Genomic DNA, 17,033 nt, shown 5'->3' on the forward strand with positions numbered 1-17,033 from the left:
CCACCTCATACGCTTCGCGTCGAGGAGCGCCGGGCGGCTCGGAAGCCGTGACGGGACGAGGCAGGTCGTAGCAGGGTCGTATCGGGGGAGTCTCATGCGTCACTTCGGGCACATTGCCCCTCAGGTGCGGAAGCGTCTGTTCCATCGGGAGCCGCAGCCCTTCGGCGCGGACTCCTCGCCCCGCATGCTCGCGGCAGCACTGGGCGCCACGCTCTACAGCCCGGCCACCCGGCCGCGGCTGGCGGACGACGTGCTCAAGCAGGCCGGCCGCGGCGTCGTCTCCATGGTGCTGTGCCTGGAGGACTCGATCGACGACGCCGAGGTGAGCGGCGCCGAGGACAATCTGGTCCGCCAGTTCACCGACCTGCTGGCGAGAAGCGAGCGGGACGGGGCCGAGCCGCCGCTGCTCTTCGTTCGCGTCCGCACTCCCGAGCAGATCACCGACCTCGTCCGGCGCCTCGGACCGGCCGTTGCGCTGCTGTCCGGATTCGTCCTGCCGAAGTTCACCGAGGAGCGGGGTGTTCCGTTCCTCGAGGCGCTGACCGCCGCCGAGGCGGCCTCCGGGCGGCGACTTTTCGCCATGCCGGTCCTCGAGTCCCCCGAGCTGCTGCACCTGGAGACCCGCACCGAGACCCTCGCCGGGATCTCCCGCACCGTCGACAAGTACCGCGACCGCGTGCTCGCGCTCCGGCTCGGCGTCACCGACTTCTGCTCGGCGTACGGGCTGCGCCGCCCGGCCGACCTGACGGCGTACGACGTGCAGATCGTGGCCTCCGTGATCGCCGACGTGGTCAACCGGCTGGGACGGGCCGACGGCACCGGCTTCACGGTGACCGGACCGGTCTGGGAGTACTTCCGCCACCAGGAGCGGATGTTCAAGCCGCAGCTGCGCCGCAGCCCCTTCCTGGAGGAGGGCGCCGAGCCGCTGCGCGCGGCGCTCATCGAGCACGACCTGGACGGGCTGCTGCGCGAGATCGCCCTCGACCGGGCCAACGGACTGCTCGGCAAGACCTGCATCCACCCCTCGCACGTGCTGCCCGTCCACGCCTTGTCCGTGGTCAGCCACGAGGAGTACAGCGACGCGCGGGACATCCTGAGCCCCGAGCGGGACGGCGGCGGCGTCCTCAGGTCGGCGTACACGAACAAGATGAACGAGGTGAAGCCGCACCGCGCCTGGGCCGAGCGGACCCTCCAGCGCGCGGAGGCGTTCGGCGTGGCCCAGGAGGACGTCGGTTTCGTGGAGCTGCTGACGGCGGGGCTGCCCGCATGACGACCGAGGCGAGGAACACGGTGAACACGGGGGACACGGTGGACGCGGTGGACGACGTGTGGTCGGGGACCTGGGTGGCCGACCGGCTCGGCGTCGAGCTGGCCGGTGACCCGGAGCTGACCGGGCTGCTCGGGCTCGCCCTGCGCCGCAACCCCAAGCGCGCCCACCTCCTGGTGTCGAACGTGCTGGGCAAGCACGTGCCGCAGCGCCCGTCGCTGGTCTGGCGCACCGGCCACGCCCTGGGCGTCCGCGTCCGGGAACTGCTCGGCGACGACGCCGCGCGGCGCTCCGTCGTGCTCGGCTACGCGGAGACCGCGACGGGCCTCGGCCACTCGGTCGCCGACGGCCTCGCCCTCGCCCCGTACCTGCACTCCACGCGCCGCCCCGTCGCCGGAGTGGCCCGCGCGGGCGGCTTCGAGGAGTCCCACTCGCACGCCACCTCCCACCTGCTCCTGCCGGAGAACCCGCGACTGCTGGCCGGTGACGGCCCGCTGGTCCTCGTGGACGACGAGTTCTCCACCGGCAACACGGTCCTCAACACCATCCGGGCCCTGCACGAGCTGCACGCGCGGGAGCGGTACGTGATCGTCGCGCTCGTCGACATGCGCTCGCCCGAGGACCAGGGCCGGCTCGACGCGTTCGCGCGCGAGATCGGCGCGCGCGTGGACCTGATCGTGTCCGCGCGCGGGACGGTCCGGCTGCCCGACGGCGTCCTGGAGAAGGGCCAGGCGCTGGTCGCCGAGCACGAGAAGAGCCACGCGACGGCCGCCCTCCCGCGGCCGCGCCGCACGCGCGGCGAGATCGTCCGGGTCGACGGACTCGGCTGGCCCGAAGGGATACCCGACGGCGGACGGCACGGGTTCGGGCCGCGGCACCGCGAGCGGCTGGACGCGGCGCTCCCCGCGATGGCCGGGCGGCTGGCCCCGCACATCAGCGGCCGCGTCCTCGTCCTGGGCAACGAGGAGCTGATGTACGCCCCGCTGCGGCTCGCCACCGCCCTCGAAGCGGCCGGCGCCGACGTCGCGTACTCCACCACCACCCGCTCGCCCGTCCTCGCCGTCGACGACCCGGGCTACGCGATCCGCACCCGCCTCGTCTTCCCCGCGCACGACGCCCCGGCCGACGGGCCCGGCGACCGGTTCGCGTACAACGTGGCGGGCGGCGGCTTCGACACGGTCGTCGTCGTCCTCGACTCGGCGGGCGACACCGCCGAACTGGCCGCGCCCGGCGGGCTGCTGGAGCGCGTGGCCGAGCACACCGCGCGCGTCGTCGTCGTGGTCGTGCCCTCGTACATCCCCGAAAGGTCCGTCATGTCGTCGCTGCCCGAGCCGCTGCGCGGCCCCGCCTTCTCCTCGTACGCGCCCGACGAGGTCGGCTGGCTGCTCCAGGACCTGTCCGACGTACGCCTCGAGGCGCCCACCGAGGAGCGCGAGGAGGCCATCCAGAGCGGCGGCGCGCACTACGCGGAGTCGCTGCCGGTCGAGTACCAGCCCAGCGAGCAGTACCAGGAGCTGTTCCACGCCGCGCTCGACACGTCGGCCGCCCGGATCGCGCGCGCGGTCGGTGTCGTCACCGAGACGGTGCTCGCCGAGCGGTCGCCGCGCCGCCCGGTCCTGGTCTCGCTCGCGCGGGCCGGCACCCCGGTGGGCGTGCTCATGCGGCGCTGGGCGCTCGCCCGGCACGGCGTGGAGCTGCCGCACTACGCCGTGTCGATCGTGCGCGGCCGCGGCATCGACGCGACGGCGCTGCGCTGGCTGGCCGCGCACCACGACCCGGCGGACGTCGTGTTCGTCGACGGCTGGACGGGCAAGGGCGCCATCACGCGTGAACTGGCCGCCGCGATCGAGGAGTTCGAGGCGGGCGGCGGGCCGCGCGGCTTCGACCCGGAGATCGCCGTGCTCGCCGACCCCGGGTCGTGCGTGCGGACGTACGGGACCCGGGAGGACTTCCTCATCCCCTCCGCCTGCCTCAACTCGACGGTCTCCGGGCTGATATCGCGCACCGTGCTGCGGGCCGACCTGGTCGGTCCCGACGACTTCCACGGGGCCAAGTTCTACCGGGAGCTGGCCGGTTCGGATGTGTCGGTGCGCTTCCTGGACACGGTGCAGGAGCGGTTCGACGAGGTCGCCGAAGCGGTGGACGCCGACGTCAAGGAGAAGCTCGGCGCCGACCGCACCCCGACCTGGGAGGGCTGGGCCGCCGTCGAGCGGATCAGCGAGGAGTACGGGATCCACGATGTGAACCTGGTGAAGCCCGGCGTCGGCGAGACGACGCGGGTGCTGCTGCGGCGCGTGCCGTGGAAGATCCTGGCGCGCGCCGACGCGGGCGCCGACCTGGACCACGTCAGGCTCCTCGCGGAGCAGCGCGGGGTTCCGGTGGAGCTGGTGGACGAACTGCCCTACACCTGCGTGGGGTTGATCCATCCGCGGTTCACCCGGGGAGCCACCGGTGCCGACGGCAAGGCGGTCGCCCTGTGAGCGAGCGCTCTGCGGTGACCGTGGTCGCCAGCGACCTCGACCGTACGTTGATCTACTCCGCGGGCGCGCTCGGGCTCACCGTGCCCGACGCCGAGGCGCCGCGGCTGCTCTGCGTCGAGGTGTACGAGGGCAAGCCGCTGTCCTACGTCACCGAGCACGCCGCCGAACTGCTCGTGGAGCTGGGCCGTCGGGCCGTGTTCGTGCCGACGACGACGCGCACGCGCGAGCAGTACGGGCGGGTGCGGCTGCCCGGACCGGCGCCGGCGTACGCGATCTGTGCCAACGGGGGGCATCTGCTGGTCGACGGGGTGTCCGATCCCGAGTGGGAGCGGGGGGTCCGGGAGCGGCTGGCGGACGAGTGCGCGCCGCTGGCGGAGGTGCGGGAGCGGATGGTGGCCGCCGCCGATCCTGCGTGGCTGCTGAAGGAGCGGGTCGCCGAGGAGCTGTTCGCGTACCTCGTGGTCGACCGGGCGCAGTTGCCCGCCGGGTGGGTCAAGGAGCTCGGGGAGTGGGCCGACGGGGTGGGCTGGGGGGTGTCGCTCCAGGGGCGCAAGGTGTACGCCGTGCCGAAGCCGTTGACCAAGGGGGCAGCTGCGCGTGAGGTCGCCCGGCGGGTCGGGGCCGGGCAGCTGCTCGGCGCCGGGGATTCCTTGCTGGACGCCGATCTGTTGCTTGCGGCGGATCGGGGCTGGCGCCCCGGGCATGGGGAGCTGGCCGATGCCGGGTGGGTCTCTGGTGGGGTCACTGTGCTGGAGGAGCGCGGGGTTGTTGCCGGGGAGGCTGTGTTGCGGGGGTTTCTCGGGGCGCTGTGACGGGGCGGCTGCCGTTCGTGTGCCGCCCGGTGGCCGCTTCTCGCGCAGTTCCCCGCGCCCCTGGGTAGTTCGTCACGCGCGCCACCGTCGTGGCTGGTCGCGCAGTTCCCCGCGCCCCTGAAACGAGCTCCGCTCGTCCAGGGGAAGGCTGCGCGCAGCGCACGCCTTCAGGGGCGCGGGGAACTGCGCGACCAGCCACGACGAGGGCGCGCGTGACGAAGCACCTGGCGCGACCAGCCCGCACCGGAGCCGAGCCCGACAGACGGCCGGAGGTCAGCCGCAGCAGCCGCCCCCGCAACAACCCCCGCCCCCCGACGCCGCCGGGGACGACGGTGACGCGGTGCCTGCCACCGAGACCGTCGAGAGGAGTTTGACCGTGTCGGGGTGGCCCGCCGGGCAGGTGGCCGGGGCCGCCGACTCGGCCATGGGACGGGAGAGTTCGAACGTGTCACCGCACGAGCGGCAGCGGTATTCGTAGCGAGGCATGGCCCAAGCCTAGCCAGCGCCGTCAGGAGGCGTGGCGGGCCTTCCAGTACGGGTTGTCGTGCGGCAGGCCGCCGCTGACCCGCCCGTACATCCCGAAGAACATCAGCAGCAGGCCGACGGCGAAGCTGAACAGGACGTTCTGGAGACGGAAGGCGAGGAAGTTGTAGCGGGTGTCCAGCAGGGCGAGGTTCACGAACCCGCTGAGGATGAACAGGACGCCGACGCTCATGTTGAGCGTCGAGGCGACGGCGCCGCCGGCCAGCATGCCGCCGATGAGCAGAACGCCCACGCACACCGACAGGACGCTGAGCGCGCCGTTGGTGTTCAGGCCCGCGACGGTGTCACCGCGGGTGTCGAAGAAGCCGATCTTGTCGATGAACCCGAGGATGCCGAACACCAGCAGCACCAGGCCCATCAGGCCCGCGCCGACGCGGTACACCATGCTCAGCCGGTGATCGACGGGCAGCTGCTCGTCGAGCGTGACATGGCGCCGGGATCCCGGACGGAGTACATGCGTGGCCATGACAGCCTCGCCTCCTCGGACCGTGTACGTGTCTCGTACGTACCTCCAGGGTCCGCCCGGCGAGCGGAGGACGCCAATCCGCGCCGGTCAGGCCCCGCCGCGCTCCTCGCGGATCTGCGAGACGACGTGGGCCACGGTCTGCCGCACGGCCTCCGTCTCGGTGAGGAAGTGCCAGTAGTCGGGGTGGCGGCCCTCCAGGCCCTCGACGGCGCGGTCGAGCCGGCCCACCGAGTCGTCGAGCGGGCGGGCGTGGCGCGGGTCGGGCGTGGCACGCCCGGTCATCGCCAGGCGCTGTGCGTCCCGGATCGCGAACCGGGTGCGGTCGATCTCCTGCTGCGGGTCCTTCGCCACCGCGTTCAGCCGCTGGAGGCGGTCGGAGGCGGCGGAGACCGACTCGTCGGTGCTGTTCAGCAGGGCGCGGACGGTGGACAGGAGCGCCGTCGCGTCGGGCCAGCGCTGCTCGTCGCGGGCCGTGCGGGCCTCGGCCAGCTTGGTCTCGGCCTGTCGCACGTTCTCCCCCGCGAGGTCCGGGACGCGCTGGAGGTCCTGCCAGCACGCGGCGGAGAACCGGCGCCGCAGCTCGCTCAGGACCGGCTCGACCTGGCCCGCGCGGGTGGTCAGGGCCTGGGCCCGGGTCCGCAGCGACACGAGCCTGTGGTCGATCTCCGCGGCCTTCTCCGGGAGGCGCTCGGCCTCCACGCGGATCGTTTCGGCATCCCGTGCGACGCGCTCCGCGCGCTCCAGCGTCTCGGGGACACCGTGCTGGCCCGCGCCCTGGTTCAGCCGGGTCAGCTCCGGGCCGAGGCGGGCGAGCCGGGCGGCGAGGTCGTCGGCCTTGAGCCCGGCCTGCCGCACGCCGTCCAGCGCGGCCGTCGCGCCGAGCAGCGCCTGGCGGGCCCGCTCCACCGCGGGGGCGAGGCGGGCGAGCTGGGTCTCCGCCTTGCCGAGCAGCGGGCCGAGGCCCTGCGCGAACCGGTCCAGGTCCTGCTTGGTGCGGGTCAACTGGTCCTTGGCCGCCGTCAGTTCGCCCCGGGCGCGGGTGGCCGTGCCCGCGTCGAGGTCGTCGCGGTCCAGGTCGTGGGCGTCGACGGCGGTGATGTACTGCGCGCTGACCTCGTCGATCCGGGTGCCGAGCCGCTGGAAGTCGCCGACGGCCTTGCGGGCGGCGGGGGAGTCGTCGACCGCGGTGATCGTCTCTATCGAGATGCGCAGGTCGCGCTGGGCGGTGTCCAGCTCGTAGAAGGCGGCGGCCGCGGCGTCCTTCGCCTCCTGGGCCTGGGCGCGCTGGGTCTCGGCGCGGCCTCCGAACCACTTGCGGGTGCCGCCGGCGCTGAACGCTCCGCTGAGCGCCGCGGTGAGGACCGGCACGGGAAGCAGGGTCAGGACGAGGAGATCGCGGAGGGGGCCGGCCGTCCGTGCCCGGCGGCGCGGCCGCTGAACAGCGGCGCCCCGCGTCTCGCCGGGGCGCTCGCTCTTCGCCGTCGTCACTAACTCTCCCGCGCTGCCTGTGCCGTCATCAGCCCTGCCCGGTGTTCATTGTCCCACCGGTTAATGACGAACACACGGGTCGGTTAGTTCGCGGTTCGCCGTGTGACTTTTCCCGCCGGGCCGCCGGCCGTGCGTTCACCCGGTTCGGGTGTTTGCGGTGCAGGGGCATCGGCAAGGTAGGCTGTCGGCTCATCCTGGTCGCAGCGCCGGGATTCTCGGGTGCGTAGCTCAGGGGTAGAGCGCCTGCCTTACAAGCAGGATGTCGGCGGTTCGAAACCGTCCGCGCCCACAGTGGTTGAGCAGCAGGTCGGAGGCTCCCCGGTGATCACGCCGGGGAGCCTCTTCCGTCAGGGGCTCGGGGTGATCCCGGCCTCGTCGAGTGCGTCGTCCAGGTCGCTCTCGATGGCGTCGAGGCTCTCCTGGATGTCGTCGGTGCCCGGCGGGGACGCGGTGACGTCGTCCGGGTCGATGTCGGGGACGGCGGACTTCATGGCGTCGTCCATGGCGTCACCCATGAGTTCCTTGGCGAAGCGCTGGGCGGTCTTGTCGTCGATGCCCTCGCAGGCTTCGGGGCGCTCGTCGGCCGCGGCCGCGTCGCCGCCCTTCTTCATGGCCTCGTCGAACTGCTTCTTCATGGCGGCCTTGCAGGCGGCCGGGTCGGCCTTCGTGTCGCCGGACGAGCAGGCGACGGCGCCGAAGGCGAGTGCGGCGGCCATGGCGGCCGCGGCGATGCGAGTGTGCATGATTCCCCCTGGGGTGTGCGGTGTTGACGCTGCATCATCCGTGCTTCCGGGTGTGCGTGCAGCGGGTGTGACGGTCTCGTGACACGGGATGGCCCGCCACATGGTCAGGCGTTCCGGGGGCACTCGACCGTCATGCGGAGACAGGTGATCGCCCCGGAGCGTGGAACGGAGGTCCGGTCCGTCGACCGGTTCCTCGTGTGGATCTGCCCCGCGCTGGCCGTCGTCGGCGCGGGGCTGGGCGTCGCGTCGCTGATCACGGGAGATCCGGTGCGGGCCGTCTGGCAGTTCCTGCTCGCGGTCCTGATGGTGATCTCCGCGCGCGCCGCCCGGCTCCGGCTGCGCCGGGACGTCGGGCCGGACGGCCGGCTCCGCTGACACGACGCAGGCGGTGCGGCCGGCGCTCAGGACTTGCAGAAACCGCTGGCCTTCAGCAGGTCGTTGATCTGCTTGCCCTGCGCCTCGGTCGTCTTCACCTCGCCGAACGTGAAGCGCTGCGAGGCCGACTGGTCCAGCTTCTGGGCGCCGCCGTTGATCGCGGAGCACTGGTTGCGGGCCGCGTCGACGGCCTTGTCCTCGTCCTTCAGGACGGCCGGGTTCACCGAGGCGAGGATCTTCAGCAGTGCCTGACGCTCATGTCCGGTCGGCTCCGGCGGGATGCCGGCGGCCTTCGCGGCGTCGGCCGCCGCGGACGCGTCGGTGCTCGGCTTCGTGGCGGACTCGGCAGAGCTGGGCTTGGCCTCGGCGTCGACGGTGTTGTCCGACGTGCAGGCGGTGAGCGCGAGGGCCGCGGCTGCGAGCATGCCGACGGCGATCGTGCGGTGGTTCATGATCCCCCCTGGGATGTTGAGCTGAGGGATCATCATCCGTGACGGGCGGGAGAAAAGGGCGTTCCTGTGACTGAGCTGTGACCGGCGGAGCCGCGTTGCCGCGCGTGTCAGGCGGCGCCGACCCGTGCCGACGCCGTCCGGCACTCCCGGGTGTGGGTGAGGCCGCGGGAGACGAAGGCGTCGGTGCAGCACGCGTTCTGGAGTTCGGCGTCCGGGTCGTGGGGGCGGAGGCAGCCGGGACCGTGGACCTCGCCGTCGGACAGGGTCCACAGGGTGCAGCAGGGGAGGCCGTCGTCGATCAGTTCGCCCTGGGCGAGTCGCCGGGCTCTGTCGTGCGCGGTGAGGATGCGGTGGTGGTCCGCGCGGGAGCGCTGGGCGCAGTAGGCGAGCAGCGCCGTGACGTAGGCGAGGGCGACGGCCCACCAGACGCCGCCCATGGCGGCCAGACAGGCCGCGGTGGCCATGGTGAGGACGGCGGCGGCGGTGAGGGCGCGGGCGGTGCGGATCGCAGGGGTCATGCACTTCGGCTTCCCGGGCAGCCCCGCACCATGCTGATGCCGGGCCGCCCGTGAGCGTGACGCGCGCCGGGGCGGGCACATGTAGGGCATGAAGATACTGATCATCCTGATCGTCATCGCCGCCGTCGCCTGGTACGTGACCTCGCGCCGCAGCCGCTGACCGCCGCGGCCCGGGCTCAGGCGTCGGGCCGCGGATCGTGTACGTGCTTCAGCCGGGCCCGGTCCTGGACCGCGGCGATCCCGGTGAGGGCGGACCAGTGGCGGTGGCAGGTCACGAAGACGGCCAGCTCCAGCTCGCGGCGGCGGAGCTTCTCGACCGCCGCCTGCTCGTCCTCGGTCCAGCCGGGGGACGCGGGGCGCTCCACTCTGCGCCAGCCCTGGGTGTCGCTGATCGCGTCGACCGGCTCGACCGACCAGGGGAGCCGCTTGAGCAGGGCCATCAGCTCCGCGCGCACCTGGTGCAGTTCCTCCTGCCCGGCGACGAGGTCGCTCGGGAAGCCCAGGGTGCGGGTGGAGTCGTCGGTGTCATCGTTCGCTGCCACCCGGCAATGGTACGTCTGTTCGATTTTGCGGGGCGAGCCACTTCCGGTACTTCGTAGGGGAGTTCACGCGAACGTGTGGCCGAGTGGCCGGATCGCGGCAGACTGGAAGCATGTGCCGCAGCATCAAGACCCTCCGCCCGCCCGTGCTCCCCGAAGAGGCCACCGAGGACGAGATCCGGGCCGCAGCCTTGCAGTACGTACGGAAGGTGTCCGGCTTCAGGGCGCCCGCCGCGCACAATCGCGAGGTGTTCGAACGGGCTGTCGACGAGATCGCCAGGGCCACCGCCGAGCTGCTCGACGGCCTGGAAGTGCGGGGTTCCGCTAAGGCTCAGGCTTCCTGAGGGACCGGGCGGCGCATCACGTACGCCGCCACCGTGCCCGCGCCGATCAGCGCGAGCACCGACACGCCCGTGGACAGCCAGCTCGCGCCGAGCCACTGCGCGCCGAAGTAGCCGAGCGCCACGCTGTACGCGGCCCAGGCCACGCCCGCCAGCGCCGACCAGGGCAGGAACTCGCGGACCCGGCGGTGGGCCGTGCCCGCCGCGAAGGAGACGATCGAGCGGCCCGCGGGCGCGAACCGGGCGATGATCACGAGAAGTCCGCCGCTGGAGCGGGCGAGCGCCCCGCCGAGGCGTTCCTGCGCGGTCGTGAGACGGCGGGAGCGGGCGATGGCGCGGTCCAGGCGCTCGCCGCCGCGCCAGGCGAGACGGTAGGCCACCAGGTCGCCGAGGACCGAGGCCGTCGCGGCGCACAGGGTGAGGGCCAGCAGCTCGGGGGTGCTGCTCGGCATCTGCCCCGTGGCGGCCCCCGCCGTACCGGCCGCGGCCGCCGTGGCCGCGGTGACCACGAGGAAACCGCTGGGCAGCACGGGCAGGAAGACGTCGAAGAGCACGGAGAGCGCCACGATCACGTAGATCCATGGGCTGTCGGCCAGCGACCCCACACTCTCCAGCACGTTGCGCCAACTTCCTGTACGAGCCGCTCTACGACCGTTCCCTCCACGCGGGAGCACACAGGGGCGGTGTCATTTCAGCTGTACAGCGTACGCGTCGGGTGTGGCGGAAGTGCCGAAAGTGGCACAGATGTTCCCCATCTCACGCCAGGCCCACTCATCTGTGTCCGGTTCACCCGGGTGCCGCGCCCCGTGCGGTGTGGTGCGCTCGGTTCCCGTACGAACGACCGCAGACGCAGAAGTCGAAGAAGAGGAGCGGTGATGGTGGCAGGAATGGTGACCGGCGCTCTCGCGGCGGCCGTGCTCGCGGCGGGCGGCGGAGGCGGAAGCCCCGCGGAGGCGTACTGGGTGATGGCGCAGGCCAGGTTCGCCCCGGCGACGGCGCTCGTGCCGTCGTCCGCGATCACGTACGACACGAAGCTGGTGCCCGCGGGCGCGTCGGTCAAGGTCCAGCAGTACGGGGACGACAGCGGCATGACCGTGACGCTGCGGGTCGCCGGCCTGGTGCCGGGCCACACGTACGGCGCGCACGTCCACCAGAAGCCCTGTGGCGCCGATCCGAAGGCCGCGGGCGGGCACTACCAGCACGTGGTGGACCCGAAGCGGGCCGACGCCGAGAACGAGGTGTGGCTGGACTTCACGTCCAACGCCTCGGGCACCGGTTCGGCGGTCGCCCGCAAGCCGTGGGGGCTGCGGTCCGGAGGGGCGGGGTCGGTCGTCCTGCACGACATGCCGGGCATGAAGGGGGCGAGGGTCGCGTGCCTCACGGTGGGCTTCGCGCCGTCCCCGCGCAACGCCTAGCGCGCCCGGATCCGTCCGCACGGAGCCGGAACGGCGCCCGCCCTCCCGAGGGAGAGCGGGCGCCGGTGCGCGCGGGTCAGACCGTCACGGTCTCGCGCTGTGCGGAGGTCTGCTCGGCCCGCGCGTCGCGGCGGGAGAACAGCCGGTCGAGCCCGAGGGCGCCGGAGCCGGTGAAGACCAGCAGCAGCATCGTCCAGCAGAACAGGGCGGAGGCCTCGCCGCCGTTCTGCAGCGGCCACAGCGCCGAGGGCTGGTGCACGTCGAAGTAGGCGTACGCCATCGAGCCCGACGCGACGAAGGCCGCGAAGCGGGTGCCGAGGCCGAGCAGCACCAGGCCGCCGCCGACGAGCTGGATGACGGCCGCGTACCAGCTCGGCCAGGTGCCGGCGGTCACGGTGCCGCCGCCCTGCGAGCCGCCGAGGACGCCGAAGAGCGCGGCCGCGCCGTGGCAGGTGAAGAGCAGGCCGACGACGATGCGGAACAGGCCGAGGACATAGGGCTGGGCGGTATTGAGACGTCCGGTCATGGGGGGACTCCTTCGGTCGGTTGTCGGTTCCCGGCCGAAGTTGGGGACGCGGCCGGGTTCACCGATGTGGTCGGCGCCGCCGTTGCCGCCGTTGCCACCGATGTGGGAGTGGTTCAGATTAGGGGAGCCTAAGTTGTGCTTGCAACTTCAACATTCGGCCATGCTCGGCCGTGGCCGATCCCCGGACTCCCGGAGGTCTCGCGCAGCGCCGCCCGGGCCACCGCGTCGGCGTCCGACAACGTCACCGAGTCGACCCCGGGCCGCGCTCCCGCCGCCGTCACCCAGTGCACCCCCTCGGTGGGCACGCCGAAGGCGAACCGCCGTGCGTGCGCCCGCCCTTGACGGTTGATCAGGTGATATGGGCGCGGAGTGACGTCGAGGCCGCCGGTCTCGTGCTCGTCGACGGTGTGCGGGCGGGCCTGGCCGGTTTTCAGCAGCCGGGCGAGCAGGTCGTCGGCGGTGCGGCGCACGTCCGGTTCGGGCAGGCGGGCCTCGATGAGTGTGGTGGCCGTCACGGTCGAGCCCGGTACGTCGGGCGAGTGCGCGACGAACCGGCCGTCCTTGGGTACGACGTCGAGGCGCGGGCCGACGACGGTCAGGACGCCCGCCTCGATCAGGGCCGTCATCTCCTCGATTCGGCTGCGCGGCGGGCCGATGGACAGGAACGCGTTGAGCGGGGTGTACCAGCGGTCGAGGTGGTCGCGGTGCGAGACGCCGGTCAGTCCGGCGTGGTCGACCACGAGCCGCAGTTCGTTGCGCAGGTCGCGCAGGACGTCGAGGGCGGCCTTCACGGGGCCGTCGACATTGCCGAGCGCGGCGTGGGCGGCGTCCTCGCGCAGGCGCCCGAGGAGCCAGTCCCGCCAGTCGGCGGTGGAGGCCGGGGCGTGGCCGGAGTGCGGGCGCGAGATCCGGTCCCAGGACCAGTGCTCGGCCTCGGGTATCGCGAACTCCCGCAGGACGTCGGCCTCTTGGGGATCCTCGGGGGAGCGGTGGAGGGTGGCCAGGTACCGGTCGCGGAAGTCCGGGGCGGTCCGGCCGGCGGCCCTCAGCAGGGCCTCGTAGTAGACCGTCTCGACCTCCTTGGCGACCAGCGGCCAGATGTCGGCGAGGAAGTCGGGGGCGTCGCCGGAGTCGGCTCTCTTGCGGAAGCGGGCGATCGACTCGGCGGTGAGGACCAGGGGTTGGTGGCGTCCGTACGGGCCCTTCGCGTTGTCGCCGCGGGCCTGGTACGGGATGCCGCGGCGCGAACCCGCGTACAGGCGCGGCTCGTCGCCGGAGGGTATGTAGCGCAGGACGCCCTCCGGTGTACGGGTGTAGCGGCCGCCCCTGCCCTGGGTGAACAGCGCCATGTGGTCGAAGAAGTTGAGGCCGAGCCCGCGCAGCAGGACCGTTTCCCCGGGCTGTACGCCGCTCAGGTCGAGGTCGGCCGGGTTGGCGGGCGGGACGTGGCGCAGCCCGTGCCTGCGGGCGTACTCGCCGAGGGCGCTCTCGGTCCGGGTGGGGGAGACCGGGAGGTGGCCCTGGGCGAGGACGACGGCGTGCAGGCCGGTGAGGGTGCGGCCGTCGGCCAGGGTGAGGGTCTGGCTGCCGTCGGGGGCGTCGTCGAGGCGGACCGCGCGGGTGGCGTGGACGGTGACCTCGACGCCGGGCGGGGCCGTGGCCACCGTCTCGGCGAACACCCAGCGCAGATAGCGGCCGTAGCGGGCCCGGGTCGGGTAGTCGTCGGGGCCGAGCGGGGTGCCGGCGGTGTCGTGACGGGCCGCCCACTCGTACAGGCTCGGGCCCGGGCGGATCGGGCCCGAGCAGTCGACGCTCTCGTCCGTGAACAGGGTCACCTGCGAGGCGACCGTGTTCATCAGCAGTTCGGGTGCCTGATCCGTGCGCCAGACCGCGCCCGCGCCCGGGGGTGCCGGGTCGATCACATGGACCGTGAGCCGGGCGCCGGGCGGCAGCAGCTCCGTCGCCGAGGCGGTGAGCCGTTCCAGGACGCTGGTGCCGCGGGGGCCCGCACCGACGATCGCGAGGCTGAACTCGGGGCGCGGTTCAGCGAGGGGCGCGGGGGAAGTGCGGGGCAAAGCGGGACTCCCGGGGCATGTGGGGCTGCTGGAAGCGGATGGTCCGCATCATCATGCCGTTTTGGCGGCGGGAGGGGAGGGGTGGAGTGGGGGTGTGGGGTGGATCACGGGGTGGGGTGGGTGGGGCTGGGGTTTCGTGCGGGGTGCCTTTGGGCTGTTCTTCGGGTGCGGGTCGGTGGGGGCTGGTCGCGCAGTTCCCCGCGCCCCTGGGTGGTCTTTTGCGCGCGGCTTTCGTCGTGGCTGGTCGCGCAGTTCCCCGCGCCCCTGGGGGGGGCGTCACGTGCGGCCCGGTGGCCGCTTCTCGCGCAGTTCCCCGCGCCCCTGGGTGGTTTTTCACGCGCGGCTTTCGTCGTGGCTGGTCGCGCAGTTCCCCGCGCCCCTGAGATGCGCACTTCGTGCGGCATCTCATCAACCGCGCGGCCAGCCCCCGCCGGGCCGCGGGTGGGCTACGACAGGTCGCGGGTTGCGGCGCGGGTCAGGTGGCCGTCGGGGGTTGCCTGGTCCAGGGTGAGTCGGGCCGCGCGATCCCGGAGGGTCAGGGTCATCAGTTGGTTGCCGAACCACGGGCCCCCCGTCTTGCGCCACCGGAACCGCGGAGCGGCCGCGCGGGCATGACGGGAGAAGGCGCGGCCCAGCGCGCGCCCCGCGCGGCTCCAGCCGAAGCGGAAGCCGAGCCGTATCCCGGCCGGGACGGAGTTGTGCACCGGCGAGCAGGTGAGTTGCAGGACGCGGGCATCGGGCGCCCCGGAGTCCGGCCAGCTCGGCTCCGCGATGTACGCGTGATGGACGTCCCCGGAGAGCACGGAGATCGTGGCGGGCGCGGCCGGCCCCGAACCGGCCTCGGCGATCAGCTCCCCGAGCCCGTCGAACGACGTCGGGAACGCCGCCCAGTGCTCCAGATCCGCCCGCCTGCGCAACCGCTCCCCGAACCGCGCCCAGCGCGCCCCGCGTTCACCCCGGCACAGCGCAGCGTTCCAGTTCTCGGCGTCGTGGATGAGGTGGGGCAGCAGCCAGGGCAGGGAGGTGCCGATGAGCAGGTGGTCGTAGGGCTCGGCCCGGTCCAGGGCCTGCTCGCGGAGCCACCCCTCCGTGCCCGGGTCGAGCATCGAACGGTTCTGCTCGTCGAGGACGCGGGCCGCGCGGCTGTCCACCATCAGCAGGCGTACGCGGCCGAAGTCCCGCCGGTAGCTCCAGCTGACCGAGGCGGGGTCGGCGTCGGCCCGGCTCGCGAAGGCGCGCAGCGCGTCCGTGCCGTCGGGGGTCTCGCACACCGCCCGGTAGACGGGGTCGGCGGCGAGTTCGGCCGGCGGCAGGTTCCCGATGTGCTGGTGCACCCAGTACGACATCAGGCCGCTCAGCAGCCGCTCCCGCCACCAGGGCGTCTCCCGCATCTCCGCGAGCCACGCGGCGCTGGTGTTCCAGTCGTCGACTATGTCGTGGTCGTCGAAGACCATCGAACTCGGCACGGTCGACAGCAGCCAGCGGATCTCGGGGTCGAGCCAGGACTCGTAGTAGAGGCGCGTGTACTCCTGGTAGTCCGCGACCTCGGTGCCGGGCGGTTCGGTGAGCTCGCGGCGGCGGGCCAGCCACTCCTGGGTCGCCGGTGAGGTCTCGTCCGCGTAGACCTGGTCGCCGAGCAGGACGAGGACGTCGGGGCGGTCGGCGTCCGGGTCGGCGGCGAGGCGGGACGCGAGCGTGTCCAGGGCGTCGGGGCCCACCGGGTCGTGCTCGTCGGCCGGGGGCGCGGCCCAGCGGCAGGAGCCGAAGGCGACCCGGGTCGGGTGCTCGCTGTCGTACGCGGGCGTGCGGATGGTGCTCGGCGGGAACCGGGAGTCCGGCTCGGGCCAGACCGTGCCGCCGTCGAGCACCACCTCGTACGGGGTCGCGGTACCGGGGGTGAGCCCGGTGACCGGGACGAGCGCGTAGTGGTGGCCGTCGATCTGGAAGGTGCGCGCGCTGCCCTTCGCGCCGTCCGCGCAGCGCACCTCGGCGAGGCACGGTCTGCTCGCCTCGACCCAGACCGTCGCCGTCCCCTCGTCCACGTACCGCAGCAGTGGGCCCAGGCGGAGCCTCGCCATGTCATGTCCTCCCCAGTCCTCCGACGTCTCCGTACGGTACGGACGGTACGGAACGCCGGAGGCGGGCGGGGTGGTTCCGGTACGCCGGATCGTTTCCCCGGTCAGCAGCCGCTCAGGCCGGACTGGATCGCCGACTTCTCGGCCGAGTCGACCGAGAGGGCGTAGTAGTGCTTCACCTGGACGTACATCCGCAGGTAGGTGCAGGCGTACGCGGCGCGCGGCGGCATCCACTTCGCCGGGTCCTTGTCGCCCTTGGACTGGTTGACGTTGTCGGTGACGGCGATGAGCTGCGGGCGGGTGAGGTCGTTGGCGAAGGACTGGCGCTGGGCCGTGGTCCAGCCGCTCGCGCCGGACTTCCACGCCTCGGAGAGCGGGACGATGTGGTCGATGTCGACGTCGGAGGACGCGGTCCAGGTCTCGCCGTCGTACTCCGAGTACCAACTTCCGGCGGTGGCAGCACAGTTCGTGCCCGTCGTGACGTTCTTGCCGTCGCGCTTCAGGACCGTCTCGCGGGTGTCGCAGGTGCCGGACTGGGTGATCCAGTGCGGGAACTTGTCACGGCTGTAGCCGTCGGACGAGCCCTCCGTCTTCACGGTCAGCGCGGAGAGGTAACTGCGGGCCGTGGAGGCGGCGATGGGGGTGGGCGGGGAGGCCTGGGCCGGGGTTGCCGTGGTGAGCAGGGTGAGGGTGGCGGTGGCTGCCGCGGTGGCGGTCAGGGCTGCTGCTGTGCGGGGTCGACGCGCGTAGACGGAGGGCGTGCGGTGGGGGGTGCGGCGCATGTTGACTCCCTTGTTGTGGGGGGTTGTTGGGGTGCCTGGTCATCGTGTGGGGGTGGGGTTTCGGGGAGATGTGCGTTGGGTGACAGGGTCGCGTCAAGCTGGTGTGCGGGGCAAGGGGGTGGGGCGGGGTAACTGG

At 72.8% G+C, this 17,033-nt stretch carries 18 protein-coding genes and 1 tRNA gene; 7 read left to right on the top strand and 12 right to left on the bottom strand.

All coding sequences use genetic code 11. The features are described 5' to 3' along the window. Positions 1 to 94: 94 nt before the first annotated feature. The 3 genes from ABZ930_RS10440 to ABZ930_RS10450 are packed head-to-tail and all read left to right on the top strand — an operon-like array spanning position 95 to position 4,559. Entirely contained in the window at positions 95 to 1,270 is a 1,176-nt protein-coding gene (locus tag ABZ930_RS10440) for an HpcH/HpaI aldolase/citrate lyase family protein (RefSeq protein ID WP_361544683.1), read from the top strand. Next, complete coding sequence (locus ABZ930_RS10445) at positions 1,267 to 3,747, top strand: phosphoribosyltransferase (RefSeq protein ID WP_361544686.1); 2,481 nt, start codon at positions 1,267 to 1,269, stop codon at positions 3,745 to 3,747. Before ABZ930_RS10440 ends, ABZ930_RS10445 begins: the two co-directional genes overlap by 4 nt. After that, entirely contained in the window at positions 3,744 to 4,559 is an 816-nt protein-coding gene (locus tag ABZ930_RS10450) for an HAD family hydrolase (protein ID WP_361544689.1), read from the top strand. The genes ABZ930_RS10445 and ABZ930_RS10450 overlap by 4 nt, the downstream gene beginning before the upstream one ends. A 273-nt stretch (positions 4,560 to 4,832) precedes the next feature. Here ABZ930_RS10450 and ABZ930_RS10455 read toward each other — a convergent pair whose 3' ends face one another. The 3 genes from ABZ930_RS10455 to ABZ930_RS10465 all read right to left on the bottom strand — a co-directional run bounded on the left by ABZ930_RS10455 (position 4,833) and on the right by ABZ930_RS10465 (position 7,056). Further along, complete coding sequence (locus ABZ930_RS10455) at positions 4,833 to 5,045, bottom strand: zinc ribbon domain-containing protein (RefSeq protein ID WP_361544691.1); 213 nt, start codon at positions 5,043 to 5,045, stop codon at positions 4,833 to 4,835. 22 nt (positions 5,046 to 5,067) lie between these two features. Continuing rightward, entirely contained in the window at positions 5,068 to 5,568 is a 501-nt protein-coding gene (locus ABZ930_RS10460; protein WP_361544693.1) for a DUF4383 domain-containing protein, read from the bottom strand. A gap of 87 nt (positions 5,569 to 5,655) precedes the next feature. Then, positions 5,656 to 7,056 carry a hypothetical protein gene (locus ABZ930_RS10465; protein ID WP_361544696.1) on the bottom strand — a complete coding sequence of 467 codons (1,401 nt, stop codon included), beginning with the start codon at positions 7,054 to 7,056 and terminating at the stop codon, positions 5,656 to 5,658. 217 nt (positions 7,057 to 7,273) lie between these two features. Between ABZ930_RS10465 and ABZ930_RS10470 the strand changes: the two genes are divergently transcribed. After that, positions 7,274 to 7,345 (top strand) — tRNA-Val (locus ABZ930_RS10470). 58 nt (positions 7,346 to 7,403) lie between these two features. Here ABZ930_RS10470 and ABZ930_RS10475 read toward each other — a convergent pair. Continuing rightward, on the bottom strand, positions 7,404 to 7,799 hold the full coding sequence (locus tag ABZ930_RS10475) for a hypothetical protein (RefSeq protein ID WP_361544699.1): 396 nt from the start codon (positions 7,797 to 7,799) through the stop codon (positions 7,404 to 7,406). A gap of 132 nt (positions 7,800 to 7,931) precedes the next feature. Here ABZ930_RS10475 and ABZ930_RS10480 point away from each other — a divergent pair, with 132 nt between their 5' ends. Further along, complete coding sequence (locus tag ABZ930_RS10480; protein ID WP_361544702.1) at positions 7,932 to 8,174, top strand: hypothetical protein; 243 nt, start codon at positions 7,932 to 7,934, stop codon at positions 8,172 to 8,174. A 26-nt stretch (positions 8,175 to 8,200) separates the two neighbouring features. On the opposite strand, the gene ABZ930_RS10485 is transcribed toward ABZ930_RS10480, so the two are convergent. The 3 genes from ABZ930_RS10485 to ABZ930_RS10495 form a co-directional block, all read right to left on the bottom strand. Further along, on the bottom strand, positions 8,201 to 8,626 hold the full coding sequence (locus ABZ930_RS10485; protein WP_361544705.1) for a hypothetical protein: 426 nt from the start codon (positions 8,624 to 8,626) through the stop codon (positions 8,201 to 8,203). 107 nt (positions 8,627 to 8,733) lie between these two features. Then, positions 8,734 to 9,144 (bottom strand): hypothetical protein, encoded by a 411-nt coding sequence (locus ABZ930_RS10490; protein ID WP_361544708.1) that lies wholly within the window; start codon positions 9,142 to 9,144, stop codon positions 8,734 to 8,736. Positions 9,145 to 9,320: 176 nt separating this feature from the next. Further along, positions 9,321 to 9,686: a hypothetical protein gene (locus ABZ930_RS10495; protein ID WP_361544711.1), complete on the bottom strand. Its 366-nt coding sequence runs from the start codon at positions 9,684 to 9,686 to the stop codon at positions 9,321 to 9,323. 110 nt (positions 9,687 to 9,796) lie between these two features. Here ABZ930_RS10495 and ABZ930_RS10500 point away from each other — a divergent pair, with 110 nt between their 5' ends. After that, the gene (locus tag ABZ930_RS10500; RefSeq protein WP_018530860.1) at positions 9,797 to 10,027 is read left to right on the top strand and encodes a DUF2277 domain-containing protein; all 231 of its coding nucleotides are present in this window, start codon (positions 9,797 to 9,799) and stop codon (positions 10,025 to 10,027) included. Here ABZ930_RS10500 and ABZ930_RS10505 read toward each other — a convergent pair. Further along, complete coding sequence (locus tag ABZ930_RS10505; protein ID WP_361544715.1) at positions 10,015 to 10,641, bottom strand: VTT domain-containing protein; 627 nt, start codon at positions 10,639 to 10,641, stop codon at positions 10,015 to 10,017. The genes ABZ930_RS10500 and ABZ930_RS10505 overlap by 13 nt on opposite strands. Before the next feature lie 258 nt (positions 10,642 to 10,899). Here ABZ930_RS10505 and ABZ930_RS10510 point away from each other — a divergent pair, with 258 nt between their 5' ends. Further along, entirely contained in the window at positions 10,900 to 11,439 is a 540-nt protein-coding gene (locus ABZ930_RS10510; protein ID WP_361544718.1) for a superoxide dismutase family protein, read from the top strand. 76 nt (positions 11,440 to 11,515) lie between these two features. On the opposite strand, the gene ABZ930_RS10515 is transcribed toward ABZ930_RS10510, so the two are convergent. The 4 genes from ABZ930_RS10515 to ABZ930_RS10530 all read right to left on the bottom strand — a co-directional run bounded on the left by ABZ930_RS10515 (position 11,516) and on the right by ABZ930_RS10530 (position 16,897). After that, positions 11,516 to 11,965 carry a DoxX family protein gene (locus ABZ930_RS10515; RefSeq protein ID WP_361544721.1) on the bottom strand — a complete coding sequence of 150 codons (450 nt, stop codon included), beginning with the start codon at positions 11,963 to 11,965 and terminating at the stop codon, positions 11,516 to 11,518. Positions 11,966 to 12,093: 128 nt separating this feature from the next. After that, complete coding sequence (locus tag ABZ930_RS10520; protein WP_361544724.1) at positions 12,094 to 14,040, bottom strand: FAD/NAD(P)-binding protein; 1,947 nt, start codon at positions 14,038 to 14,040, stop codon at positions 12,094 to 12,096. 446 nt (positions 14,041 to 14,486) lie between these two features. Continuing rightward, a complete protein-coding gene (locus tag ABZ930_RS10525; RefSeq protein WP_361544726.1) occupies positions 14,487 to 16,118 on the bottom strand; it encodes an alkaline phosphatase D family protein in 1,632 nt (543 codons plus the stop codon). Positions 16,119 to 16,219: 101 nt separating this feature from the next. Beyond that, the gene (locus ABZ930_RS10530; protein ID WP_361544729.1) at positions 16,220 to 16,897 is read right to left on the bottom strand and encodes an HNH endonuclease family protein; all 678 of its coding nucleotides are present in this window, start codon (positions 16,895 to 16,897) and stop codon (positions 16,220 to 16,222) included. Positions 16,898 to 17,033: the final 136 nt, after the last annotated feature.

It is taken from the genome of Streptomyces sp. NPDC046716, from assembly GCF_040645755.1.
GTDB lineage: Bacteria > Actinomycetota > Actinomycetes > Streptomycetales > Streptomycetaceae > Streptomyces.

Coding starts and splice junctions, on each gene's coding strand:
- ABZ930_RS10440 (WP_361544683.1), top strand. CDS start 95: ATGCGTCACTTCGGGCACATTGCCCCTCAGGTGCGGAAGCGTCTGTTC.
- ABZ930_RS10445 (WP_361544686.1), top strand. CDS start 1,267: ATGACGACCGAGGCGAGGAACACGGTGAACACGGGGGACACGGTGGAC.
- ABZ930_RS10455 (WP_361544691.1), bottom strand. CDS start 5,045: ATGCCTCGCTACGAATACCGCTGCCGCTCGTGCGGTGACACGTTCGAA.
- ABZ930_RS10460 (WP_361544693.1), bottom strand. CDS start 5,568: ATGGCCACGCATGTACTCCGTCCGGGATCCCGGCGCCATGTCACGCTC.
- ABZ930_RS10475 (WP_361544699.1), bottom strand. CDS start 7,799: ATGCACACTCGCATCGCCGCGGCCGCCATGGCCGCCGCACTCGCCTTC.
- ABZ930_RS10480 (WP_361544702.1), top strand. CDS start 7,932: ATGCGGAGACAGGTGATCGCCCCGGAGCGTGGAACGGAGGTCCGGTCC.
- ABZ930_RS10485 (WP_361544705.1), bottom strand. CDS start 8,626: ATGAACCACCGCACGATCGCCGTCGGCATGCTCGCAGCCGCGGCCCTC.
- ABZ930_RS10490 (WP_361544708.1), bottom strand. CDS start 9,144: ATGACCCCTGCGATCCGCACCGCCCGCGCCCTCACCGCCGCCGCCGTC.
- ABZ930_RS10500 (WP_018530860.1), top strand. CDS start 9,797: ATGTGCCGCAGCATCAAGACCCTCCGCCCGCCCGTGCTCCCCGAAGAG.
- ABZ930_RS10510 (WP_361544718.1), top strand. CDS start 10,900: ATGGTGGCAGGAATGGTGACCGGCGCTCTCGCGGCGGCCGTGCTCGCG.
- ABZ930_RS10515 (WP_361544721.1), bottom strand. CDS start 11,965: ATGACCGGACGTCTCAATACCGCCCAGCCCTATGTCCTCGGCCTGTTC.
- ABZ930_RS10525 (WP_361544726.1), bottom strand. CDS start 16,118: ATGGCGAGGCTCCGCCTGGGCCCACTGCTGCGGTACGTGGACGAGGGG.
- ABZ930_RS10530 (WP_361544729.1), bottom strand. CDS start 16,897: ATGCGCCGCACCCCCCACCGCACGCCCTCCGTCTACGCGCGTCGACCC.